Here is a 23,503-nt window from a genome sequence, read left to right on the forward strand (position 1 = left end):
TCCGCCGGGCGGGATAGTGAAGTCGATCCCGCCCGGCGCGACAATCCCCCGAGGAAGAGGATCAGTGCCGGAAGTGGCGCATACCTGTGAACACCATGGCGATGCCGGCACGGTCGGCGGCGGCGATCACCTCGTCATCGCGGATCGACCCGCCGGGCTGGATCACGGCCGTGGCTCCCGCCGCGATCGCGGCCTCCAGCCCGTCGGCGAACGGGAAGAAGGCGTCGGACGCCACCACGCTGCCTGCCGTCAACGGCTGGTCGAGCCCTGCGGCGCGCGAGGCGTCCGCCCCCTTGATCGCGGCGATGCGCGCGGAATCCACGCGGCTCATCTGGCCCGCGCCGATCCCGACCGTGGCCTGATCCTTGGCGTAGATGATGGCATTCGACTTTACGTGCTTGCACACGCGGAAGGCGAAGATCAGATCCGCCATTTCGGCCTCGGTCGGGGCGCGCTGCGTCACCACCTTCAGTTCGGCCGGGACGATGCGGCCGTTATCGCGCGTCTGGGCCAGGAAGCCGCCCGCGACCGAGCGGATGATCACGCCTCCTTCGGCCGGATCGGGCAGCGCGCCGGTCAGCAGCAGGCGCAGGTTCTTCTTGCGCGACAGGATCTCGCGTGCCTCGTCCGTCGCGTCGGGGGCCACGATCACCTCGGTGAAGATGGCGGCGATGCGTGCCGCGGCCTCGGCGTCCAGCGTGCGGTTCAGGGCGACGATGCCGCCGAAGGCCGAGACCGGGTCGCAGCGCAGCGCCAGGTCCCATGCCGCCGACAGGCTGTCGGCGGTCGCGATGCCGCACGGGTTGGCATGTTTGACGATGACCACCGCCGGCGCATCGAATTCCGCCACCGCCTCGAACGCGGCGTCGGTATCATTCAGATTGTTGTAGGACAGCGCCTTGCCCTGGATCTGCCGCGCGGTGGCGACGCCGGGGCGGTTGCTGCCATCGGCGTAGAAAGCCGCCTGCTGGTGCGGGTTTTCGCCGTAGCGCAGGCTTTCCCGACGCTGGCCCGCCACCGTCAGGCGCTCGGGCAGCACGTCGCCGCGCTGGGCGGCGAACCAGGCGGCGATGGCGGCGTCATAGGCGGCGGTGCGGGCATAGGCCGCGCCGGCCAGCGCGCGCCGTGCTTCCAGCGTGGTGCCGCCTTCCGACAGCGCCGCGATGATGGCGCCATATTGCGCCGGGTCGGTCAGGACCACGACGTGATCGTGGTTCTTGGACGCGGCGCGGATCAATGCCGGACCGCCGATATCGATATTCTCGATACAGTCCTCGGCGCCGGCACCGGAGGCGACCGTGGCCTCGAACGGGTAGAGATTCACCGCGATCAGGTCGATCGGCGCGATGCCGTGCTGTTCCATCTGCGCGACATGGGCCGGCAGGTCGCGGCGGCCCAGGATACCGCCATGGATCTGCGGCACCAGCGTCTTGACCCGGCCATCGAGGATTTCAGGAAAGCCGGTATGGTCCGATACCTCGGTCACCTTCAACCCGGCCTCGCGCAGGGCACGGGCCGATCCGCCGGTCGAGAGGATCTCGGCCCCATGCGCGATCAGGGCGCGGGCGAGGTCGAGCAACCCCGTCTTGTCGGAAACGGAAATCAGGGCACGGCGGACCGGCACGGGCGTCTGGGTCATCGCGGGGGCGACCTTTCACGATTGGGCGGCAGGAAAGCCCGCGTCCTTAGTCCAACCTGGGCGGACGGAGCAACAGACGTGTGGGCGGGGCTGTCGTATCCGCAGGGGAGGTCTTCTGTTCTTTTTTGCAAAAAAGAACCAAAAAACTCTGATCCGGTCGGGAGCCTTGTGGTCGGGACATGCGCTGTCCCTGAACGATTGAAAGTCTTTTTGCTTCTTTTTCTTCAGAAAAAGAAGAAACCTTTCCGCACCGTTTCGATCATGTCTCGCGCGATCGGCAAAGGCGCGCCATCCAGACTGACGACCGGCCGAACCGACAGGCTGTTAACCAGAATAGCCCCCCCGGCGAGATCATCCGGCATCAGCGAGGCTTCCGCGACCAGACCGGCTTCCAGCAGCACGGCCCGCGCGATGCCGGGCAGCGCGCCGTCCGCGACCGGGGGCGTCAGCAAGCGCCCGTCACGCAGGGCGAGCACGGTGCTGACGGTGCTTTCGGCCACCTGGCCCGCGCCGTTCAACAGCAGCGCGTCGTCGGCGCCGCGCTGCTCGGCTTCCAGTCGGGCCAGGATATTGGGCAGGTAATTCAGGCTTTTGATCCGTGAGAGGGGAGAGTGCGCGTCGCGCCGGATCCGGGTGCTGACGATCAGGCTTGCTGGCCCCGGCGCGGGTGCGGCCGGAAAGGGTGCGATCAGAAGCGTGGGATGCGGCCGGGGGGGCGGGAGCAGGCCGCGCGGGCCACAGCCGCGCGTCAGCGTGAGGCGCAAGGTGCCCTCGTCCAGGGTATTCCGGCGTACGACCTGATGCAGGGCAGCTTCGATCGCGTCCAGGTCGGGTTCGGGGAACAGGAGTGTCGCCGCGCCGTCGCGCAGCCGGTCGAGGTGGCGCGGGAGATGGGCGATATGGCCGGCCGAGACCCGCATGGTCTCGAACAATCCGTCGCCCAGGGTCAGGCCGCGATCGGCGGGGTCGATCCGCGCCGCGTCCCGCGCGATCAGGCGGTCGTCGAGCCAGAGGAAATTCATGGTATCGCCTCGAACAGGGCCAGGAGCGGGGCGATTTTCAGGCACATTTCCGCGTATTCCCGCTGGGGGTCCGACAGGATCGTGATCCCGCCGCCCGCCGCCGCCACGATCGTATCGGGGGTCGCGGCCAGGGCGCGGATGATGACTGAACTGTCCATGGCACCATCGGTTCCGATGCGGAAAACGATCCCGCAATAGGGTCCGCGATCCGTTTCCTCCAGTTCGTCGATGATGCGCATTGCCTGATGCTTCGGCGCGCCCGTCACCGATCCGGGCGGCAGGGAGGCGCGGAGCAGGTCGATCGCGTCCTGCCCCGGTGCGAGCGTCGCCGCGACTTCGGAGACCAGATGATGGACATGGGCGAAGGTTTCGACCGACAGCAGTTCGGGCACGCTGACGCTGCCGATCCGCGCCACGCGGCCCAGATCGTTGCGCATCAGGTCCACGATCATCAGGTTCTCCGCCCGCTCCTTGTCGTCCGCGGCCAGGTCGGCGCGGAGACGGTCGTCCTGCTCGGGCGTGGTGCCACGCGGGCGGGTGCCCTTGATCGGCCTCGTCCGCGCCACCCGGTCGCGCCCCAGATGCACGAACCGCTCGGGGGAGGCCGACAGCAGGCTGAATGCCCCCCCGCAGGCCAGCCATGCACCGAACGGCGCCGGCACGGCCCGACGCAGCGCCCGGTAGATGTCGATATCGGCCAGGCCATGCGGTCGCCGGGCGACATGACGGCCGGTGATGTTGACCTGAAAGATCTCGCCGGCGGCGATCCGCTCGACCGCCGCCGCCACGGCGGCGACATAGTGATCCGGGGTGCGGTCGGGCATGAATGGAGCGGACGGGAGCGTCACGGGCGGCGGGGCCGGAGGCAGCGCGGCCCATTCGGCATGGAATGCGGCGAACAATTGATCCGCGTCCGGACGGATGGCCGCCAGATGCACCTGACGATGCATGCGATCGAACAGCAGCGCATGGTCATACAGGGCTGCCGACAGGTCGGGTCGGGTGGGATCGGGCTGGTGGCGGGTCGGGATTCCCTCGGCCCATTGCCCCACACCATACCCAGCAAACCCGATGACACCGCCGGCGAACGGCCACGGCCCGGTGTCCGCGACCGGTGCCAGGGCCAGAAGAGTCCTGAGCGCCTGGAGTGGGTCGGTGCCGGCTACGGGCACGCCGTCACGCCGGCAGAGGCCGCCGCGCCACTCCAGCACATGAACGGGACGGCGGCACAGGATGATCCAGCGGGCGCGCGGACCGGGCGCGCCGCCGCTGTCCAGGCAGGCCAGCCATGGCTCGTCCCGCCATGCCCACAACACATCGTCCGGGTCTCGCCACGGCAGGAATGTGGTCGTTACGATGCCGGCTGGCCGGTCCATCGGACCTTACGTCCCGGTGGCGAAATCGTCGATCAGGTCCATGACCTCGGCGACGTCCGAGGCTTCCATCACCCGGTGGGCGAGGCGGCGGCAATCCTCGAAAGACAGGGCACGCACCGTCTTCTTGACCCGAGGCACGGCCGAGGCGGTCATGGAGAACGAGCGCAGGCCCAGGCCGATCAGCAGCGGCACCACGCGCGGGTCGCCCGCGATCTCGCCGCAGAGCGAAATGGGGCGATACTGGCGCAGCGCGGCCTCGGTCGCGGCCTGGATCAGGCGCAGTACGGCTGGATGGAGCGGGTGGTAGAGCGACGCGACCTCGGCGGAGGCCCGGTCCACCGCCAGCGTGTACATCGTCAGGTCGTTGGTGCCGATGGCCAGGAATTCGGCCTCCTGCGCCAGCGCGTCCCCCATGATGGCGGCGGCCGGGGTTTCGACCATGATGCCCAGCGGTGGCAGGCTGTCGCCCAGCGGTACGCCCTTGCGACGCAGCCGGCGGGCCACGCGATGATAGATCTCCCGCGCCTCGCGCAGTTCGGGCACGATCGTGACCATCGGCAGCATCACCCGGACCGGGCCGGCGACGGATGCCTTGAGGATGGCGGCGAACTGGGTTTCCAGCACGGCGGGATGGCGCAGCAGCAGGCGCAGCCCGCGCATGCCCAGCGCGGGGTTGATGGTGTCGCCTTCCTGGTTCAGCCCGGCGCGCTCCAGGGCTTCGCTGTGCTTCTCGCCGCCCCAGTCCACGACGCGGATCGTGGTGGTATCGCCCGCCATCGTGCCGATGATCTCGGCATAGATCGCCGCCTGCCGGTCTTCATCCGGCATGGCTTCGGCATTCATGAACAGGAATTCGGTGCGCAGCAGGCCGATGCCCGAGGCGCCGGACTGGGCGATCAGCGGCAGTTCGGCCGGCAGTTCCAAATTGGCCTGCAATTGCAGTTTCTCGCCGCTGGACAGGCGGGCGGGCAGACGGCGCAAACGGCCCAGCGCCTGCCGTTCGCGCGCGTGGTCGGCCACGCCGCGACGGGCGACCGCCAGTGTCTCCTCGTCCGGGTCGATCACCACCTGGCCCGTCGTGCCGTCCACCACCATGGTCGCGCCGTCGCGCGCGCGCGCCGTAAGCCCGTGGGCGGCCAGCACGGTGGGAATGCCCAGCGCACGGAGCATGATGGCGGTGTGATCGGTCGACCCGCCCTCCTCGGTCGCGACCGCGACGATGCGTGAGGGATCGATCAGCGCCGCGTCGGCGGGGCGCAACTGCTCGGCCACCAGCACGGTGCCAGCGGGCACCGCGCTGAAGGAACGGAATGGCGCGCGGCCCAGATTGCGCATCAGGCGCTGGCCGATTTCACGAAACTCGCCGGCGCGGCGCTGGGCGGCCGCGGCATCCTCGCCGCCGAATTGGGCTCCGTCGTGCAACAGGGCCTGCGCCAGGCTCTCGGTTTCCTCGCGAACCGCCAGTTCGGCCGTGCGCCCGTCGCGGACGATCCGGTCGTGAATGCCGCGTTGCAGGCGCGAGGGGCCGAGCATCCGGCGATAGACTTCCAGCAGCGAGCCGATCTCGATCTGGCCGTCCTCGGGCAGGATCGCCAGCCGGTCGCGCAGCCGCTCGATCTGCCGCACCGAGCGTTCGATCGCCTCGGCCAGACGCGCCAGTTCATGGTCCGGGTCGTCGGTACGGGCGGAGGCGTCGATATCCGGCGCGGGGCTTTCCAGCACCAGCATCGCCGGGCCGATCGCCACGCCACCGACCGTCGCGTCGCCGCTCAGGCGGATTTCGGCCGTTGCCGGGGTCGCGCTCCGGGGGCGGCGCCGGCGGCGGGGAGGAACCTGGCCGGGGGTGTCAGTCGTCTTCATGGAAGCCAGCCTCGATCAGGGCCGTCAGGGCCTCGATCGCCGCATGGGCATCCCATCCGGCGGCCATCAGTGTCACGGATTCTCCGCGACCGGCCCCCAGCATCATCAGCCCCATGATCGAGCGCGCCGAGACCGTCTGGTCGCCACGCCGGACCTCGACATTCGCATCGAACTGTTCGGCCACCGTGACCAGGCGCGCGGCGGCGCGGGCATGCAGACCCCGGCGATTGACCATCGTCGCCGTCACGGACAGGACATCGGGGTCCTCGGGATCGAGCCCTCCGGGGGACATTTCGGCGCCGGACATGTGGCCTCAGCCGACCGACGCGGCCCGCTGCTCGCCCATCAGGCAGCTCCGGGCACCGCCCAGGCATTGCGGCGGCAGGTGGGAGGCGGTGGAGATATATTTGCGCCCGGCCCCCTCGGCGAGGTCGGCGCATTCCTCCAGCGTATGGCCGTTGCGGATCTGCGCCAGCTTGACCAGCATCGGCACGTTGACGCCGGCCAGAACCTCGACCCGCGCGCTTTCCATCATGGAGATCGACAGGTTCGAGGGCGTGCTGCCGAACATGTCGGTCAGCAGCAGGACGCCGTCGCCCGTATCGACGCCGGCAATCACCTTTTGCAGATCCACACGACGCAGCACCGGGTCGTCCCCGGCCTCGACGTTCAGCGTTGCGAGTTGTTCCTGCGGCCCGACCACATGTTCCATCGCGCGCCTGAGTGTCTCGCCCAACGCGCCATGGGTAACGAGGACCATACCGATCATGAAGAATATCGCCCTTCCACGACGTCCGTCACAGGCTCTTTCGGCCGGCTGGCCCACCGCCAACGATATCGGCCCTGCCGCGCCAGTTCACGATGCATGACGATGACCGACCATGCGCCCTGTCCGTCCGCCCCTGATGACGGGACATCGGATGGCGCCGCGCCAATGTCAATACGATGCGTCTTTCCTGGCCTCTCGCATGTTCCCGCGCATTCCGCAAGACGCTCGGCCAGGGCCTCGACGATCGTGACCGAACGATGCCGGCCGCCCGAACAGCCGATGGCGATGGTGGCGTATTTCTTGCCCTCGCGCACGAAGCGGGGCAGCACCAGCCCCAGCATGCCGTCGATCTGGTCCAGGAAGCGCGGATAGTCGGGATCGGCGGCGACATATGCCGCGACCTCGGGGTCCAGGCCGGTTTTGGCCGCCAGTTCGGCGACATAATAGGGATTGCGCAGGAACCGGGCGTCGAACACCATATCGGCCTCGCGCGGCAGCCCGGCGGGAAAGGCGAAGGACATCAGCGCCACCGTCAGCCCGCCGCCCTGCCGTTCGGTGCCGGGAGCGAACCGCGTTTCGATCACCTGCCGTAATTCGGGAGGCGGAAGGTCCGAGGTGTCGATCACCATGTCGGCGGCCGCCCGCAGCCGGGCGGTGAGTTCGATTTCCGCCTCGATCCCGTCCTTTACCGCGCCGCGCATCGCCAGCGGGTGGCGGCGGCGGGTGGCGGTGTAGCGGCGCAGCAGCACGCTTTCCTCGGCGGTCGCGTAGATCAGTTCGGCCTGCAGGCCCGGATTGACGCGCAGGCGCCCCAGCGCGGCCATGACCGCCGCCGCGTCGAACCCCCTGGTGCGCGAGTCCACGCCGATCGCCACCGGCTGTTCGGCACGGGTCACGATTTCGTCCAGCATGCCCAGCGGTGGATTGTCGATCACCTCGTATCCCAGATCTTCCAGGATGCGCAGGATCGACGATTTTCCCGCACCGGACAGGCCGGTTACCAGCAGGATGCGGCGCGGCGCCGGGGCTCCGTCGAGTAAAGAATCCGTCACGGGAAATCCTGGCTGAACAAGAGGCCGGACACTTTCGGGCACGGGAGCAGCCTGGAGATCAGGCGGGGCTCACGACACCGTCCCCCACGCATGGGATACTGAAAGGGCCGACTATGGGAAGCGGCATAGGGATTACAATTGCTCGAAGGTTAAAATCTTGCAACGACCGGCGAGCCCGTCAAGGGCCAGGTTGATCCGCGCCACGGCCGACGACAATGCCGGGTCCAGCCGGATTTCCGGCAGGCCGGTCACAGGATCGTGCAGCGATGCGGGCAACCGGTCGGGCCGTTCCTCCGGCCTGACCAGCCTGACGACCAGGACCGCCTGGGCCTCGACCACGAACGGCAGGCGGGCGATCCCCATGCCCCGGACCTCGATCAGTCCGGCCAGGGCCGGCGGTGCCGAGACCCGGTGGCCGTCGAGAACCACGCGATCGTCGGCGACCAGATCGTAGCCGGCATCGACCAGCCGCAGCAGCAGGTCCGACTTGCCGATGCCCGATGGCCCCAGCAGCAGCACCCCCTGCCCGCCGCGCGCCGCGCAACTCGCATGGACCTGAACCTTTGGTGAGCGTAATTGTTCCATGTCCGTTAAAATGACCCCTGAGGGTTGAAATTCATTGTGAACTGAATATGACGATTTCGTTATTTTATGTCCGGGTTGGGAGATCACGCACGGTATGACGGACCAGGAGATCCATGTGCGGCACCTGACCGGAATCGATCCACGCAGCACGGGAAACCCGCCCGGCCTGAAGGACCAGTGCCGCGTGGCGCTGGACCGTGGCGCCCAGGCCCTGGCACGCGATGGCTACCGGTTGCAGGACGTGACACGCATTATCTTCCTGATGCGTGACACGGACGATTTCCCGTCCTGCTTTCCGCTTCTGCGCGATGCCTTCGGCGCCGGACGGCCTGGCACCACCTTGCGTCTGGTGCCGGGATTCGACGATCCCGCGACCCTGATCGAGATCGAACTTGTGGTTGGTCCCTCGCATTTTTGAGGGCCTGCCGGGAAAAACGCGCCGGATCGCAATGCGTGTTTCAGGCGGTGAATCGTGTCAGCGTCGCTGCTGGAGGATACTGGCCAGCGTGAACAGGCGGCGGGCGGTTTCGTCATCCATGTCGATCTTGCCACGCAGACGTTCGACCATCAGTGCCGCGCCGTCATTATGCAGACCTCGCCGGCCCATATCGATCGCCCGGACGCGCATCGTGTTTCCCTCGCTTACCGCTTCGTCGAAACTGTCGACCAGCAGGACGTAATCCTTGATCAGGCGGCGGAACGGGGTCAGCGAGATCCGATAGATGCGCAGCGGCTTGTCCTGCGCGTCGCGCACGTCGAAGACCAGTCCGTTGGTCTGAACCGACAGATGCAGGATGAACGGCCCGATCAGCCCCTCGGGCAGGAAGCGGGCTGTCTGTTGCAGGTCGGCGATCGCCTGGTTGACATCGTTCTGCCGCGCCCGGCTGGTTGTGAGCGCGTTCTCGACATCTTCAAGGACGACACGCGCCAGTACCGTGGGGCTGGTCGGCCCGCCGCCATGCGATGGGTTGTCGGGTAATGGATGCACTGACCCCCCTTTCCTGCCCCGGCTGGCTCCCGCAGCGGGAGCCAAGGTCGGCGACCATATTACACGTCATGCGCGACGGGCACATGAGGGACCGGAAGACAATGCTCCTGCCGAGCGATCGCCTCCGGTGCATATCGGTTCAGATTTCAATCACAGGTCAGTGAAAGCGCGCCCAGATGGGCGAACGTGACAGCGACCCGTGTCCCTGGTTCGACGAAAAGGGTGCCGGATCGCGATCCCGTCGTGACGATGGTGCCGGCGGCCAAGCCTCCGGCGTAACGGGCGGCATGCGACGCCAGCCATACCAGCAGGCGGATCGGATCGCCCGCCGCATTGCCTCCGACATGATCGACAGCCACGCGACCGTCGATCGAGAGGGTTACCCGCTCTTCCATCGGCACCAGGGCGCGCCAGTCCGATATGCCCGGCCCCACGAACAGGGCCCCATGGCTCTGCTGATCGGCCAGATGATCGAATACCGGCTGGCTGCCCGGCGTGACGAAACGGGTGTCGATGATTTCGATGGCGGGATGGGCGGATTCGATCGCGTCACAGACTTCCTGGGTCGTATAGGGCACGTCGCGCGGCGGCAGCGCGCGGCCGAAACGATAGGCGATTTCGGCTTCCACCCCGATCAGGCGGCACAGGCCGCGCGGCAGGGTATTCGCCGCATCGAACAAGGTCGATACCGCGATCGGCGCGGCGGCCGGTTCGGACTCCGGCGTGTCGGCCCCGACCTTCCAGCCGGCGATCCTGCCACCCAGCGCCCGCAGCGTCGCGTGCTGGATGCGATAGGCTTCATCCGCCGACGCGACATGATAGCCGCCGGGAAGGCATTCCAGAGGAGATGCCCCGGCCCGGACCCGAAGGAAGGCTTCATCGACCGACACCATCACGCGCGCCCTGCCCGGAGCCTGCGACCGGCCTCCGGATGGCGATCGTGGCCGGTCACAGCAAGGACTGCGACCGGCTGAGCACCATGTTGCAGACTTTCTGCGTCATCTGCTGCTTGAGGCCCTGCCCGACCGATGCGAGCGAGAAGGTCTTGCCGTTGCCGGTATCCAGCAGGCCGCGCTGGCCTGCCTGATAGGCGCTGTCGCCCTGACCGCTGATCCCTGCCTTCTGGCCGAGGGCATTCATGACCGGCGACGCGGTGCTGGCGCCGAGGAAATTGTTCTGCACGCAATAGCCCAGAAGCCCGACCAGATTGCTGGACCCGGCGGAGGAGACCGACGGGAGGCCCATCGACCCCATCATGCCCTGCCCCATGTCCGACATGCCGGGCATCGAGGGCATCTGGGCGTGCGCCACGCGTGCGCCGGAAAGCGACGCAGCCGCCACGACGGCCGCGAATGACAAGGCAACGAAATGACGGCTCATGCACCACATCCTTTTTTTTGGCTCTTGCCGAGCATAACCTGACGATGTGGCCAGAATATGAATGACGTTGCCCTGGCAGGCGAACAAAATCCGAGGGTTCGGTCAGAATCCCGAATTGAACGCCACCGAATAGTAGAGCTGCCGGACCAACGGCGTGAGCAGGTACTGAATCAGCAGCAGGAGCACCAGCGGGCTGAAATCCATATTGCCCGTGGCAGGGAGGATACTGCGGATTGGCCGCAATGCCGGCTCGGTCAACCGATTGAGGAAGCGGCCGATCGACCAGACCATCTGACTGCGCGTATCCAGGACGCCAAACGCGTACAAAAAGCTGAACACGCAGGAAATGATGACCACCCATGTATAGAGCCTGATGACATTGAGCAGCAGGCTGAAAATAAGCGTGAGCAACGTGATGATCCCTGCGTTGACGGGCGATAACTCTATCGAAGCCAACCGGAGCATACAACACCGGGCGGCACCAATCGCGCTTGACAAACATCCTGCACCCGCTATTTATCCACCCCGTCAGGCAGTGGGGCTGTAGCTCAGTTGGGAGAGCGCCTCGTTCGCAATGAGGAGGTCAGGGGTTCGATTCCCCTCAGCTCCACCACTGTCATGATATTTTCCCTTAAAAATCAACAATCTAAGAGAAGGCGGGAAATTCCTACCCCTCTTGCTATCCCTCTTAGAAACCGCGCTACCCTGATACAGAGGGGAGCGGCGGGGCACAGATCACGCGGACCCAGCTTGTCCGGCCCCTCGCGCGCGGAGCATTGAGCGCCCGGTAACAGCCAGTGCGACTTCATTGACGATGATGGCGCTGATCCGATCGAGCGGAAGCCCTTGTCCAAGCATGGTCGCCAAGCCGTCGCAGGCTTTTTCTCTCAGCAGGTCCATGAACTCCACCTCGTTGTGGCCGCCGACAGCGGCGATCTCCGCAATGTGCTTGCCGACGCTATAATTGGGGCTTCCGGGCTGGCCCGACATGGCCGCACACAATTCTTCCATGGTGCTGGCATCACGAACCGCATTATCCTGATCATATGACATGGTTCGGCGGTATCCTTTTCGTTGCGTGGGTAATCTGGTGGGTGCGTGGTTCGATCTGGCCAGGCGTTATCCTTTTCTTGATCGCAACGGCAGCAATCATTGAAGAACACGCTTCTTATATGTTTGAAGCCAACGCCCCTCATCGTGCTTATTTGGCGCTTCAGCAGATGTGTCCGGCGGGGGCTATACAGCCTTGTGATTATGTAAAGACTTTTGATGGGAGCCTGATGCAAACCATCTCTATCGGCGGAGAAGCGCCGGCTAGAGACGGATCATTGCCTATATTCGGAGTTGTGATTGTCGTTTGCGCCATCATCTCCTTCATCCCCCACCTTCTTGCTCGGCGGCGCACCCGGCAGATCGAGCGCACCTTGCACGGCGTCAGTTTCCTCGCCGTGCGGGATTGAGCAGCATATTGTCCAGGGCATCGTAGGTCGCGGCCTGGGTGTTTGCCAGCCGGCCGGCTACGCGCCGTGAAGCCCCGGCTGCCAGAGCATTCCCCAGCATCGTCCCGACTGCTCCACCCTCAATGCCGCCGGTCAGCGCACCGCCGAGGCCAACGCCCGCCGCACCGGCCAGCTTGCCGGCGATGCCCTGCGCCATATCCGCGACGCGCCCGCTCGTCGTCAGGTTGATGTTGGTGTCCGACCCGCGCGCCTTGCCGATGTCGATGCGTGACGCCAGCCTCATGTCGTCGCGCAGGGTCTCCAACGCCTTCAACTGCTCGTCCGTCACGCTGTCAGCCTCGCGATAGCCCGGCTTGCCCTTCTCGCGCCGGATCGCCTTCAGCAGCGTGTCCAGTTGCCCCAACCGCACATTGCCCTGCGTGTCTGTCAGGTTGCGCGATTGCAGGAACCGCATAGCGTCGATCGGCCTGGACAGTTCCTCATACCGCTGGGCATACGCCTTGAAGCCCGGCGCGCCTTCCTCGATCGCATCTGTGATCGTCGGCTTGAGGGCCATAAGCTGCGATGCCGCCGCGTGCCCGCTCTGCGCCGTCCCGCGCGCTGCCGGCGAGATGATGTCGCCCATGTATTTCCGGACGTTCCACAGATGCTCCGGCAGCGCGTTCCCGTCTTTGTCGGCCACGGCGCCGATCTGCTTCAGAACGCCGATCAATGGCGCCTGCACCGTGTCGCGCCCGCGATTGTCATCGATCAGGCGTGCGAGATGCTGGCGGATCGGCGTCACATCTACCGGCTGCTGGTTTCCGAACGCCGCGTTTCGGTGCTCGGCCTCGATCGTGCTGCGGGCTGCCTCAGCTGCCTGCAACTGATCTTCCGTGCCAATCACGTCGCGCGCGAAGGCATTGCGTGCTTCGCTGTTCTGCTGCTCCAGGGCCGTGAAGGGCGACGGGTTCGCGGCGCGGCGGACGCGCTCCAGTTGCGCCAGGCCGGCATTACCCGTGGCCTGCGACGCGGTGAGTTGCACGCCGGGAATCTTGGACTGAACCAACGCAACCGGGCCACCCTTCTGGTAGTCGGTCCAGATCCGGGCGGCCAGCTTGTCGGCATCCTTCGGTGATGCGAGAAGCCCCAGCCGGATCGCTTCGGGCGCTGGGTTCGATGGCGGGGCCGACGACGCGCGCGTAGTCCCCGCACCGGCGGCAGAAGCAGGCGCCCCCGTTACCCCGCCGGGGATTGCTGATCCCTCATCCAGCGGGAGCTCCGTTGCCTTCGGTGCCAGATGGTTCAGAACGCGCGCTCCCGCCGACGACGCGCGACCAGCAACACCGCGCGCGCCTCGGGCCGCCATGGGCAAACCTGCCCCCAGCGCGCCGCCAAGCGCAGCACCGGTCAGCGGGTCGCCGCCCGTCAGCGCGTTTGCTGCCGCTCCTTGGGCTGCGCCACTGGTCGCCCGCGTCAGCAGGCCACCACCGCCCGTAAGTGCATTCGTCGCCGCCTTGATGATCCGTCCGGGTATGCCGCCCGCGGCACCCGCCAGTGCGCTGCCTCCTGCGCCGATCGCCCCGGCGCCCAGTTCCGTCGCGGCACTGGCCAGCAGAGCGTTCGTGAGAAAGCGGCCCGCTTCGTTCGCCGTCGCGCCGGAACCGTCACGCTCGGCCACTGACCGGTCCGCTTGATCCAGGCCCGCGAGCCGGGCCTGAAGATCAAGTGCCGTTCCCTTCAGCAGCCCATGGACGCCGGGGATATGGTCAACAGCCTCGACGCCGATGCGCATCAGTTGGTTGCGCGCCGCATGGTCCATGTCCTGCGCGAACTGCGCCATGTTCCCGTACCATGAGCCCTGATGGGCGCGCGCTTCGGGGGGAATGGCAGACGCGGTCTCGTGTCCGAACATGCCGTCGAATGCGCTTTCGTTGGGCACTTGATGCGCGCTGCCGCCGTGATCAGCGCCGAACATGCTGCCGAACGCATCCTGGGTCGTCGGCGCCCTCTGCTCTGGACCGGATACACCCGGCCGCGCATCTGTTCCCGGCCCGGCAAAAGGGTCATCGGCCGGCGCCTTGAGGGCAGCATATCGGTCGGCCACCTTGTGCGGATAAGCCATGGTCTCGTCGTTTCCCCATTTCGACCGGTCCGTGCCGCCGTTGTAGGCGCGCAGGGCATCGGGAAGATTTCCGTAGCGGTCCATGTTCTCCCGGAGCACCCGCGCGCCGCCGTAAATCGACTGGACGGGATCGCGCGGGTCGATGCCGATGGCCTGGGCCGTGGCTGGCATGATCTGCATATGGCCGAGCGCCCCGGCCCGGCTCCGCGCAGCCGGATCTCCCGACGGGTCCTCCACCTGGTGGACAGCCCGCAGGATGTCAGGGTCTACCCCCCAATACTGTCCGGCGCGTTCGTAATGCCCGTCGAGATCATCGGCCACTCGGCACCAGCCCGGCGGCGGCCATGCGGTTATAGGACCGCTTGAACTCGTCCATCTGCCCGCTCTCGCGCATGCCCTGGAACATCTTCTGCCGTTCTGCCGGTGTCATACGCAGCACCTGGAACGCGCGCGGGTCGAAGCCCTGGCTGAATTCCTGATCCCACGACTGGTATTGAGATGCCGGCAACCCCGATGCGCGCCACGCCTGCGCCTTGGCATTGATGGCGTCTTCATTGCCCATCAACTGATGAATCATCAGTTGGTTGGTTTCCTTCTGGAGGCTGCTGTTCGGGTTGGCATGCTCGGCGGCCGAAAGCCGTGCATCGGAACTACCGAGCGCCTGGGACTGAGCATTTGCGAGCTGCTGGGCCCACTTGTTGAAGGACTGGGCAGCTTCGATCCTGTCTGATCTGATTGACGTGCCGAAAAGATTATTGAACTTCGCCAGCCGGTCGCGCCAAGCCTGCGTTCCAGCTCCGGACTCAAATCCATCCAGATCCGTCGCCATATTCCCCAGCATACCAAGCCGGTCGTTCCTGCTGGCAGCGGCCGACATGAGGGCATTCGCACCTTTGGCGCCAGCCTCGGCAGTCGCGCGCTGTGCTTCAAGCTGGCCAGCGGGCGGACCTGCGGAGAAACCCGCCGGCTGCGCGTTGGTTCCGGCACCGGAGAAATCGTTCTGGCTGCCTTGATAGCGGCCGCTGCCCATCACATCGAGCGGGACAGTGGGCTTGTTGGTAGTATCCACATACCCGCCTTGCCCGTTCGCCTGGGCAACCTGCGCGCGCGTGCCGATCTTCGGCTTGCCATCTGCGTCGTTATACGGCTGTGGCGCGGTAGCCTCACCCGGTGTCAGCGTCTTGGCGATCGGCGCGCCCTGATTGACGCCACCCTGGCCGCTGGCCGGAGAGCCGACGTTCTGCCACTGGAGATGGCCACCAACATCAACGAGCTGCATCGAGCCGAATGCATCTGCGGACTGCCCGGCGCCCGGCATCAAGCTATCCATCAAGCCACGGACAGAGGTGCGGATGCCCTTGCTGTCCGCCGGAAGCGACGAATAGACCTTCTGCGCCGTGCCGAGGTCGATCGTTCCCGTGGCAACCCCAACGCCGAGTTGCCGCGCAACATCAGCCTTTGTCACGTCCGGGTTGTTCATGAGCGGGGCAGCCAGCCCGGCAATATGACCAGCCCGAGTAGCCTGCAACTGGGTCTGAGCCTGGTCATTCTCAATCGCCTGCTTCTGCTGGCTGCGGAGCTGCGTCACGGTCTCGGGCAGCGCATACGCCCCCTGATCTGTGGAGGACATTTCTTTCTGAATGCCCATCAGATCGTATTTGCCGCTCAGGGGATTGTAATTGTCGGCATAGGCCTTGCCGCGCGCCCTAGCGCCTGCCAAGGCCAGGGCAGTCTGTTCATAGGCAAGCGCAGTGTTTTTGATGCTCTGCGCCGTTGCAATGTTCTGAAGCTGATTGGTCTGGGGCTGCACGACGCCCTGGCCGATCCCCATCAGGGCATTTGCATTGAAATCATATTGGCTCATCAGATTTATCCCCCGAGCAGGCTTTTGTAGGCCAGATAATTGGAGCTGAGCCCGGACGCCTGGTTGCCCAGGCTATTCAGCCCGTTCGTCAAGGCGTTCGACATGGCCGTGGTCCCGCTCATGGTCGCACCGACGCCGGCCATGCGTGCTTGTGCGGCGAGGTTGGCCGTATTCATCGTGTTGGTGCTCTGCGCATTCAGGGCGTTGTAGCCGTAGTTGGCCAGGGCGTTCGTGTCGTTGAACTGGTTCTGGTAGGTGCTGTCGGCCAGCCCGCTGGCATATGTCGCAGCGCCCTTGAGCGCAGCGCCGCTATTCGCCAGCCCACGCGCCGCCGCGCTGTTCGTGACGCCCTGCTCGCCTTGGTTCAGATTGAACTGATAGCCCGGCGTGCTTTGCAGGTAGCTTTCCGTCAGGCCGTTCGACAGGCTATTCAGAGCATTCGTGCCGGCCGTGGCATAGGGATTGAGCAGGTTGTTTGCATAGCCGCCCGCCTGCTGGATGTTGGATGCGACATCCTTCGCGGTCGAGTTGGCGCGATCCATTGCTTTCTGGGTCATGACCATCTGTGCGGCGGTCGAGGCTGCGGTGGTCGCCGCCTGTACGCCCTGACCGATGCCGAACATATCACTCATTGCGGACGCTCCATCTGATAGGCGACATATTCGCGCTCGATCCCGTCATTGCTGACGGCGCGATATGGGCCGATGCGTTGAAAACCGAGCAGGTGCATCAGGAAGCGCGCCGGCTTCTTGTGCTCCGGGATGGGGGCAATCATCAGATCGGACGGCTGTGTGGCCCACCACCAGTCCCGAACCCGACGCATGATCTCCAGTGCGGGACGCCCCCTCATTTCAGGAACCACCGCCTGGTGGCATTCATGAACACGGGGCCGCACCTCCTGGAAACCCACGACGACGCCAGGCACCGAGACGATGAGGCCCGAGCCCATGTCCTTCAAGCGCGCGGCCTCTCCGAACACGGCCGGGTGCGTCAAAACCGCATTGATCGCATCCAGATCGTTGATCGCGGCGCCCGGGATAGGTAGCAGTGCAATCATCACGCAGCTCCTTCGAATTGATGCCTCGCCGGCGCGGCGATGAACCGCACAACGAGGTGTTTTTTTCCGAGATCGGCGGCCTTCTTGGCGATCTGCCCGCTCAGAACCTCGGCCTCTTCGTCGGTGGCCGATGAGGGAACGAAACCCACGTGCACGCCATGGTCCGGCGGCGCGATCCTGCGCTCAAGCGCATCGAGGCGCTGATTAAGTTGACTGGACGCCATCCGCCTCTTCCTCAAGTTTGCTGAAGTTCCTGATAATGATCGTCAGGCACCCGCGCGGGGCCGGCGGCTGCTGGGCCAGCCACGCTGCGCACGCTTCGGGATTGCCATCGATCCCAGGCGGATGGAAAAGCACGCGCCAGGACGGACGTGGATTTAAAGAAGCCTCCAGCGCATCGAGGCGCCGAGCCAGTTGTGTTGCCATCAGATGCTTCCCTTTTCAGGATGAATAATCACCCCGCCAGCGCTCCCACCTGCAAAAGAAGCCAGTTCTCCGGAGATGTAGGCGGCTCGGTCTTCTCTCGACGAGAAGCGCGGCACCATGATAACGCCCAGCTTTGACAGGACGTTTTCCAAATTACGCTCCAACGCATTCAGGCGAGCTTTCAGGTTCATGGCTTGCCTCCTGCCGATCGTTGTTCGAGCGCCTCAAGCCGCGCGGCAAAGTCGTGAGTCTCGATCGTCTTGCGCTGCGCCTCGATCAGTGCCGACAATGCCTGTCCCTCTTCCGGTGTGATCTCGCCGGCGGTCACGGCCTGGATGATGGTGGCCATCGCGGCAGAGAGATCGGCGGCATAGGTCAACGGCGGCAATGACAGGCTGAGGGGACGTCCCTTCCGTTCGGGCCAGATCCGCCGAAGCATGATCTCTGCCGCCCGCATGTCGCCACTCAAGGCCGACGTCGTCACAGCCTGGACGATCTGTTCCGCGTTCTCCTGACCGATCTGGTCGAGAGCAGCAAAGGCCGGATGGCGACGCCCCTTCTTCGGACCATCGGGATTGCCAGATTGCCCTTTGGGAAAGGGGCGCCCAGGGCCTCCACGTTTCTTTTCTGGCTGCTGACTCGCTGCCACGTCAGCCATCACGACTGCTTCCCGAAACGGGCCGACGGCAGCGACCCGAGCCACGCAAGAGCATGCTCGATATCGATCAAGGTGCGCTTCCCGACCTTGACCGCCCGGATCTCGCCCGATCCCAGCAGGTCATACAGCTTGCATCGGGTCAGGCCCAAGAAAGGAGAAGACAGACTGAGGGGCATATAACGGGGCGTCAGTCCGGCATTCTCCAGCGGAGAAGGTTTTCGGCGGGGACCGCTGTTTTTCTGCATTTCAGGCATAACGAGACGATACAATTTTATATATGAAAGTAAAAGACAAATATTTATTGCGAATTACTTGTGTCCCCAGTTGTCCCATGACGTGTCTGGGCGTCCCAGATAGGCGCCTCGACTCGGCGGCCAGTGGCATGCCGTCGCATCACCGCTCGGTGCCGATCTCCTTTCCCGGCGCTGTGATGGCGACGCCCGGCGGGGGCGGATGGCAGGTCCGGCAGACCCATTCCCGACTGGCGACGTCAGGCCTGCGCCACCAGAGGGCGAGCCCACACAGCGAACAGGGCACCTCTGCGGGGTCCATGTCGGGCGCCGGCTTGCCGTTCACGCTCTGCCTGGGCGCAGGCTGGACGAACCATTCCGACGTCGGGTCGGCAACATCGTGCGGATATGGCGCCATCCACCGGTGCCGAGTGCGGCACCACGTCCAGCCGCGATCCGTCAGCCACCGCTCATCCGGAGCATCTCCAATGAGATGCAGCTTGCCCGTCGCCTCGTCCCGCTCGATATGCTGCCCGTCGCCCCCAGAGGCCGATACTGGCGCCGGATCGTCAGCGGGGACCGGGTCACGGGGCGGCAGCCATTCCCGCGCCCAGCAGTCCAGCACAATGGCGATCTCACGCCGATGTTCGCGGGCCAGCGCCATTGTCTCTGGCTGGACGTCCGCCCCGCCTTTGATGACCGGCACGCCATCCTTGAGCAGGACCGTGGCCCCGCACCATTCAAGCTCGCGGATCACGCCCCTGGCGTTTCCAGCCAGCGCGGCGGCGCGCTCGTCATCGGTCACGGCCGCCAGATCGATGGGGACGCCCTGTCTCGGCCCGGAGGACGTCGGGGCCTGATCTTCTGCCCAGCGCATGAGGTTTGGGCTCACCATTAGGATCGCCCCTCCCCGGAATGCCGCCGATCATGCAAAAAAGCCGGTAACTTTGGTAACCTCGGTAACCGGCGCATAAACTGGCGGGAAACAGCCATTTTTTCGGTTACCAATCCGAGGGGGCTGCCGGTAACCCTGGTAACCAGAAGCAGCTTTCTGCCCTCCCGGTTACCGTGGTTACCAGGCGAAAATATCCTCCGGTAACTCTCGGTCTTCGAAAAAACGGCAGTTTTCTGCGCAATGCGCAGATTGGTTACCGAGTTACCCAGGTTACCAGCGGAAAATGACACTTCGATCGAGGAAGGGAGATTATGCACCTTCGCCTCCCATGATCGCGCCGCTCACAACATAGCCACGTGTTGGCCCCTCGCTGGGAACCTTGATGACGCGAGTTTCTCGCCCATCATTTCCTGGGGTCAGATACCCGGCATCACGAAGCACCTTGGCGACGTTCGCCGCATCCAATCCCTTGCAGACCTCCGTTTTCCACATCACTGGCAGGATCAGGTATTCCCAGCGCGTCCCATCCTGGGTAGTCACACGCCGCTTGAAGCCCGCGCGGTTGATGGTTCGAACCCGATCGTCTGTCCGCTCGTCCCCGGTGGTTGGATCGGGGGTCAGGTTGGTGAACCGGCTTTCGCCGTGCTGCTCGATGAAGGCCCGGACCTGCTCGATCGCCTTCACGTCTTCGCTGGCGCCGATGCTGCCGCGTTCCCCCAACCATGCCTGGAAGCATGCACCCGCCGCCTTCAGGGCTTCGCCCCGTTCCCAAGGCAGCACGCCATAGTCGGTCGCAAGCTCGCCCGCCGCCGCGATCAGGGCAAACCGGGCCGCGACACTGCGGACCTGCCCATCGACATTGCCGGCAGGCACATACGCTTCTTCGAACCGCGACCGGATGGCACGAACCACCGTTTCCAGTGCTTTCGGATCGGCCGCCCGATCCCGCACCAGAGCGTCGAGGAAATGCCGCGAGGCCACGCCATAGAAGGTGCGGGACGCCACCCGGAGATGGTCCGCCAGCGCGCCGGCCGACCGCATGTCGTGCAGTTTCTCGAAGGCGCCCATGCCCGCGCCGGCATCGGCCGGGATATTGACCAGACGAACCTCCTGGCCCGCCATAGCGCGCTTGCCGGCCTCTCCCATCTTGGCGGCCAGCGTGACCTCGCCGGTCGAGAGGAATAGCACCCGCCACGTCTTGCGTGCTCGGGCATCGCCATTCCGCCCGGCCCGCTGCTTGCCAGTGTTGTTCGCCAGCATGTAGGCGATCTCGCCCACCTCGCGCGGTTCGGCTTGGCCCATCTCGTCAAGGATCAGGACCGTGTCGGATGTCTCGCTGGCGATGCCCTCCAGGCCGTTGGCAGTGCCGCGCCACGCCCGGATCTGGCCGTCACGATCGCCCTTGCCCCACACACTGCCGGCGATGAAGGCGGACGTGCTCTTGCCGGACTGGGACTTGCCGACCAGATGGATGCCGCCCGACTGCTCACCCATGATGTCGAGCAGTGGGCCAGCAAAAGCCGCCGACAGGAACAGGGCCAGCCGGCTGTTGCCCACCGCATAGGCCGCCACCTGCTTCTGCCAGTCCGCAAGCGTACCGCCGGGCGTGAACTCGCGCCCGACAGTGGCCCGGCTGGACTGGAACACGACCGAGCGCCGGCCGCCGCCGATGGTGAAGCCGCCCGGCAGGATGAAAGCATGCCCATCGTCAGTGCGGTGCCAGCCCGCCCGATCGACGCATCGCAGCCGGGTCTTCGTGTGCACCGAGGCGATGAACTGGCGCAGGTAACGCGTGGCCGAGATCGAACAATTCAGGCCGGCATCCTCAAGCTCGCCGGCGATGTCCTTTCCTTCGCCATGCACCATCCGCTTCGGGATGGCCCACTGATGTTCGCGCCGGTCACGATCCAGCCAGCGGATCAGCAACCCCCAGCCGAACCCGTCACCGTCGTTCGTCTCGGCTACCACATCGAACGGAGCCGAGATCCAGACGGGGAACACCGGCACATCACCGGTCTGCTCGGGCAGGAATTGCAGCCCTTTGCCGGTCATGGCGTAGCCAGGGGGCATCTTCACGTTGGCCTCGGCCAGGGGGGCCTGATCGAGGTAGGGCCGCAGGAATTCGACGCCGGCGATCTCCCCACCGGTCAATTCCGGCGGCACGTCATCGGCAACGTCCCATCCGTCCGGCAGACCCGCCGGCAGGGCGACCTGCCGCACGATCAGCGCCCCAGCATCCCGCATCGCGCTGATCGCCGCATCCGCATAGGCCATGCCCGGTTCGTCGTTGTCCGGCCAGATCGTAACCGTGCGCCCGGCCAACGGCGCCCAGTCATTGTTGCCGACCGCCTTGCCACCGCCCTGCGACGTCATCGCCACATAGTCTGGAAACAGGCGCTGGGCCGCATCTGCTGTCTTCTCCCCCTCGACTAGCAGAACGGGCGCATCAGGCTCGGCGGCCAGCCGATCCAGGCCATAGAGCGGCAGGGGCTTGGCCGCCTGCTTCCAATGCCAGCCGGTGATATCCCGACGTTGGGCCGTCCGATCGATCCAGACTCGACGTCCATAGGTCAGCGGCAGGATGTCCTTCGCGCCGCCCTCACGGTCCATGCGGAACCGGGCACAGAGCGGCCGGCCTTCCTCGTCGCGATAGACCCACACGGCCGACGCCCCGCGCGGCAACTCGGGCTCGCACGATGCCGGGGACAGCGGCTCCCACACCTCGTCCTTGCCGCCAGCGGAAACTGCATTCTGCCTCTCCGCCAGGGTCAGCGGCTGGAACGGGTCAGCAGGAATTCCTGCCGGCAGGGTGGCTGGCGCATTGGGTGGTACCGCGTTCATGCCTCACCTCCCAGGCCAAGCATGACGGCCAGCCGCTGGGCGGCTTCCCCCTGCTTCAGGTCGAACAGATAGGCAGCAAGGGACACGGGATCGCCACCGCGATCGCCGGTCGCGAAGTCGGACCAACGGCAGTTATTCATGTTTACCTTGAAGGAGCCGGGCGAGCGATCACCGCGGCGAGGATTGCGCGCCACCCACTCGTGGCCCTGGCGCCGGCCGTCCGGCAGCCAGCGGGCCAGCAGGGACGGCAGCACGTTCATGGCGGTGCGGTTGATGTGGTCGAAGTCGAGGCGGGGAATGGGAGTGCTCATTCCAAGCCCTCCATTGCCTTGCGAACAAGGGCTTCCGTCGCGAAATAGGCCAGACGGTCAGCACCTGCCGCCCAAGCCTTCCTGGCACGCGAAAACGGGTCCTCATTGGGCCGGCCCTCCTGCGCAGGAAGGCTCCGGTAGAAATCGACAATGTCGTTAACCAGCCGGGAGAGGGCTTCATCAAGGGTGACGTTGTCCCGTCGCACTTCGTCGGCCATCGACCTGCCACGGTCTTCGTCTGTTTCGAGGGCATCGACCGCATCCATTTCGGTCAGCCAGAACACAGCAGCCTCGCGAACCCGAGCTAGCCACGGCGCCACATAATGAGGCTGGATCACGCCACACGCGCAAAAGATGCTCTCGATATGTGTCAGAGCCGGGCCCAGGGCATCGACCAATTGCGCGAGAGATCGATCTTCTCCGAGGACGTCATTGGCGATATTGATGCCCAGGGCGACGAGATTGAGGTGAAAGCGACCAGTCCTTTCATCATAGGACCAAGGATCACCCGGAAGATCCGCATCAAGTTCGGACGGCTCGATATCGACGGTGGCTTCTGCCTGAGACATGAGTTGCCGACGGGGGCGCGTCATATCCCGAACCGTGCGGTCGTGGATGGCGGCCCACCGATGGCAGGTCTGCCGCGCCGCCTCCAGCGATCCGATGGGACCGATCATCGACCAGGTGTCATCGCAGAAGACCACGCACGGCGCATAAACTGGCCCGTCGTCGCTTTCCATTTCCAGCACCCAGAGGTGCAACACCGAGCCCCAGTCGATGATCGCTTCGGGGACGATGTCCTGTGGCGCCTCCTTCCCACTGCTCAGATAAGGCACGGGCAGTTTCATCTGACGCGTGCGTTTGCTCATCGCGCAGCCCTCCCGGCCTCGATGGCAGCACTGGCGGCCGCGATCGATGGAAAGAGGACAGGCAGCCGGCAACCCGGCATCAGCACACCGATGCGCGGCTCGCCATCGGGGCGGCAA

Annotated in this window: 28 protein-coding genes and 1 tRNA gene; 3 read left to right on the forward strand and 26 right to left on the reverse strand. The window is 65.4% G+C overall.

What is annotated here, in order from left to right; genetic code table 11:
* Window positions 1-61: 61 nt before the first annotated feature.
* The 8 genes from purH to ABF821_RS01670 all read right to left on the reverse strand — a co-directional run bounded on the left by purH (window position 62) and on the right by ABF821_RS01670 (window position 8,303).
* Window positions 62-1,639, reverse strand: coding sequence for a bifunctional phosphoribosylaminoimidazolecarboxamide formyltransferase/IMP cyclohydrolase (gene purH, locus ABF821_RS01635; RefSeq protein WP_182974415.1), 1,578 nt, complete (start codon window positions 1,637-1,639; stop codon window positions 62-64).
* Between the two features lie 224 nt (window positions 1,640-1,863).
* The gene (locus tag ABF821_RS01640) at window positions 1,864-2,661 is read right to left on the reverse strand and encodes an aminotransferase class IV (protein ID WP_182974416.1); all 798 of its coding nucleotides are present in this window, start codon (window positions 2,659-2,661) and stop codon (window positions 1,864-1,866) included.
* The gene (locus tag ABF821_RS01645) at window positions 2,658-4,037 is read right to left on the reverse strand and encodes an anthranilate synthase component I family protein (protein WP_415528850.1); all 1,380 of its coding nucleotides are present in this window, start codon (window positions 4,035-4,037) and stop codon (window positions 2,658-2,660) included. The genes ABF821_RS01640 and ABF821_RS01645 overlap by 4 nt, the downstream gene beginning before the upstream one ends.
* 6 nt (window positions 4,038-4,043) lie before the next feature.
* Window positions 4,044-5,897 (reverse strand): phosphoenolpyruvate--protein phosphotransferase, encoded by a 1,854-nt coding sequence (gene ptsP / locus ABF821_RS01650; RefSeq protein ID WP_415528851.1) that lies wholly within the window; start codon window positions 5,895-5,897, stop codon window positions 4,044-4,046.
* The gene (locus ABF821_RS01655) at window positions 5,884-6,204 is read right to left on the reverse strand and encodes an HPr family phosphocarrier protein (RefSeq protein ID WP_415528852.1); all 321 of its coding nucleotides are present in this window, start codon (window positions 6,202-6,204) and stop codon (window positions 5,884-5,886) included. Before ABF821_RS01655 ends, ptsP begins: the two co-directional genes overlap by 14 nt.
* A 6-nt stretch (window positions 6,205-6,210) precedes the next feature.
* Entirely contained in the window at window positions 6,211-6,666 is a 456-nt protein-coding gene (locus ABF821_RS01660; RefSeq protein WP_182974420.1) for a PTS sugar transporter subunit IIA, read from the reverse strand.
* On the reverse strand, window positions 6,663-7,718 hold the full coding sequence (rapZ, locus tag ABF821_RS01665; RefSeq protein WP_415528853.1) for an RNase adapter RapZ: 1,056 nt from the start codon (window positions 7,716-7,718) through the stop codon (window positions 6,663-6,665). The genes ABF821_RS01660 and rapZ overlap by 4 nt, the downstream gene beginning before the upstream one ends.
* A gap of 132 nt (window positions 7,719-7,850) precedes the next feature.
* The gene (locus tag ABF821_RS01670) at window positions 7,851-8,303 is read right to left on the reverse strand and encodes an HPr kinase/phosphorylase (protein WP_415528854.1); all 453 of its coding nucleotides are present in this window, start codon (window positions 8,301-8,303) and stop codon (window positions 7,851-7,853) included.
* 94 nt (window positions 8,304-8,397) lie between these two features.
* Between ABF821_RS01670 and ABF821_RS01675 the strand changes: the two genes are divergently transcribed.
* Window positions 8,398-8,721 carry a hypothetical protein gene (locus ABF821_RS01675; protein ID WP_182974423.1) on the forward strand — a complete coding sequence of 108 codons (324 nt, stop codon included), beginning with the start codon at window positions 8,398-8,400 and terminating at the stop codon, window positions 8,719-8,721.
* Window positions 8,722-8,778: 57 nt separating this feature from the next.
* On the opposite strand, the gene ABF821_RS01680 is transcribed toward ABF821_RS01675, so the two are convergent.
* The 4 genes from ABF821_RS01680 to ABF821_RS01695 all read right to left on the reverse strand — a co-directional run bounded on the left by ABF821_RS01680 (window position 8,779) and on the right by ABF821_RS01695 (window position 11,082).
* A complete protein-coding gene (locus tag ABF821_RS01680) occupies window positions 8,779-9,291 on the reverse strand; it encodes a UPF0262 family protein (protein ID WP_310889103.1) in 513 nt (170 codons plus the stop codon).
* Window positions 9,292-9,437: 146 nt separating this feature from the next.
* On the reverse strand, window positions 9,438-10,184 hold the full coding sequence (locus tag ABF821_RS01685) for a 2-keto-4-pentenoate hydratase (RefSeq protein ID WP_415528855.1): 747 nt from the start codon (window positions 10,182-10,184) through the stop codon (window positions 9,438-9,440).
* A 55-nt stretch (window positions 10,185-10,239) separates the two neighbouring features.
* Window positions 10,240-10,671 (reverse strand): YjjA family protein, encoded by a 432-nt coding sequence (locus ABF821_RS01690; RefSeq protein ID WP_183008062.1) that lies wholly within the window; start codon window positions 10,669-10,671, stop codon window positions 10,240-10,242.
* Window positions 10,672-10,773: 102 nt separating this feature from the next.
* Entirely contained in the window at window positions 10,774-11,082 is a 309-nt protein-coding gene (locus ABF821_RS01695; protein WP_415528856.1) for a YggT family protein, read from the reverse strand.
* Window positions 11,083-11,208: 126 nt separating this feature from the next.
* Between ABF821_RS01695 and ABF821_RS01700 the strand changes: the two genes are divergently transcribed.
* Window positions 11,209-11,284 (forward strand) — tRNA-Ala (locus ABF821_RS01700).
* Window positions 11,285-11,406: 122 nt separating this feature from the next.
* Here ABF821_RS01700 and ABF821_RS01705 read toward each other — a convergent pair.
* Entirely contained in the window at window positions 11,407-11,724 is a 318-nt protein-coding gene (locus ABF821_RS01705; RefSeq protein ID WP_415528857.1) for a hypothetical protein, read from the reverse strand.
* Between ABF821_RS01705 and ABF821_RS01710 the strand changes: the two genes are divergently transcribed.
* A complete protein-coding gene (locus tag ABF821_RS01710) occupies window positions 11,718-12,131 on the forward strand; it encodes a hypothetical protein (protein ID WP_415528858.1) in 414 nt (137 codons plus the stop codon). The two genes, ABF821_RS01705 and ABF821_RS01710, sit on opposite strands and share 7 nt — an antisense overlap.
* On the opposite strand, the gene ABF821_RS01715 is transcribed toward ABF821_RS01710, so the two are convergent.
* The 13 genes from ABF821_RS01715 to ABF821_RS01775 all read right to left on the reverse strand — a co-directional run bounded on the left by ABF821_RS01715 (window position 12,106) and on the right by ABF821_RS01775 (window position 23,386).
* Window positions 12,106-14,556 carry a lytic transglycosylase domain-containing protein gene (locus ABF821_RS01715; protein WP_415528859.1) on the reverse strand — a complete coding sequence of 817 codons (2,451 nt, stop codon included), beginning with the start codon at window positions 14,554-14,556 and terminating at the stop codon, window positions 12,106-12,108. The genes ABF821_RS01710 and ABF821_RS01715 overlap by 26 nt on opposite strands.
* Entirely contained in the window at window positions 14,546-16,099 is a 1,554-nt protein-coding gene (locus ABF821_RS01720) for a hypothetical protein (RefSeq protein ID WP_415528860.1), read from the reverse strand. The genes ABF821_RS01715 and ABF821_RS01720 overlap by 11 nt, the downstream gene beginning before the upstream one ends.
* A gap of 5 nt (window positions 16,100-16,104) precedes the next feature.
* Complete coding sequence (locus tag ABF821_RS01725) at window positions 16,105-16,731, reverse strand: hypothetical protein (protein WP_415528861.1); 627 nt, start codon at window positions 16,729-16,731, stop codon at window positions 16,105-16,107.
* Entirely contained in the window at window positions 16,728-17,156 is a 429-nt protein-coding gene (locus tag ABF821_RS01730) for a DUF2824 family protein (protein ID WP_415528862.1), read from the reverse strand. Before ABF821_RS01730 ends, ABF821_RS01725 begins: the two co-directional genes overlap by 4 nt.
* Window positions 17,156-17,380, reverse strand: a complete 225-nt coding sequence (locus ABF821_RS01735; protein ID WP_415528863.1) for a hypothetical protein — start codon at window positions 17,378-17,380, stop codon at window positions 17,156-17,158. Before ABF821_RS01735 ends, ABF821_RS01730 begins: the two co-directional genes overlap by 1 nt.
* Window positions 17,361-17,582: a hypothetical protein gene (locus tag ABF821_RS01740; RefSeq protein WP_415528864.1), complete on the reverse strand. Its 222-nt coding sequence runs from the start codon at window positions 17,580-17,582 to the stop codon at window positions 17,361-17,363. The genes ABF821_RS01735 and ABF821_RS01740 overlap by 20 nt, the downstream gene beginning before the upstream one ends.
* A complete protein-coding gene (locus ABF821_RS01745; protein ID WP_415528865.1) occupies window positions 17,582-17,773 on the reverse strand; it encodes a hypothetical protein in 192 nt (63 codons plus the stop codon). The genes ABF821_RS01740 and ABF821_RS01745 overlap by 1 nt, the downstream gene beginning before the upstream one ends.
* Entirely contained in the window at window positions 17,770-18,240 is a 471-nt protein-coding gene (locus ABF821_RS01750) for a DUF5681 domain-containing protein (RefSeq protein ID WP_415528866.1), read from the reverse strand. Before ABF821_RS01750 ends, ABF821_RS01745 begins: the two co-directional genes overlap by 4 nt.
* Entirely contained in the window at window positions 18,240-18,416 is a 177-nt protein-coding gene (locus tag ABF821_RS01755; RefSeq protein ID WP_415528867.1) for a hypothetical protein, read from the reverse strand. Before ABF821_RS01755 ends, ABF821_RS01750 begins: the two co-directional genes overlap by 1 nt.
* Window positions 18,417-18,633: 217 nt before the next feature.
* A complete protein-coding gene (locus ABF821_RS01760) occupies window positions 18,634-19,347 on the reverse strand; it encodes a hypothetical protein (protein ID WP_415528868.1) in 714 nt (237 codons plus the stop codon).
* Between the two features lie 327 nt (window positions 19,348-19,674).
* Window positions 19,675-22,206, reverse strand: a complete 2,532-nt coding sequence (locus tag ABF821_RS01765; protein WP_415528869.1) for a DUF927 domain-containing protein — start codon at window positions 22,204-22,206, stop codon at window positions 19,675-19,677.
* The gene (locus tag ABF821_RS01770) at window positions 22,203-22,517 is read right to left on the reverse strand and encodes a hypothetical protein (RefSeq protein ID WP_415528870.1); all 315 of its coding nucleotides are present in this window, start codon (window positions 22,515-22,517) and stop codon (window positions 22,203-22,205) included. The genes ABF821_RS01765 and ABF821_RS01770 overlap by 4 nt, the downstream gene beginning before the upstream one ends.
* Complete coding sequence (locus tag ABF821_RS01775) at window positions 22,514-23,386, reverse strand: hypothetical protein (protein WP_415528871.1); 873 nt, start codon at window positions 23,384-23,386, stop codon at window positions 22,514-22,516. Before ABF821_RS01775 ends, ABF821_RS01770 begins: the two co-directional genes overlap by 4 nt.
* Window positions 23,387-23,503 lie beyond the last annotated feature (117 nt).

This window comes from Gluconacetobacter sp. (genome assembly GCF_047721585.1).
In the GTDB taxonomy this organism is placed as follows: Bacteria; Pseudomonadota; Alphaproteobacteria; order Acetobacterales; family Acetobacteraceae; genus Gluconacetobacter; species Gluconacetobacter dulcium.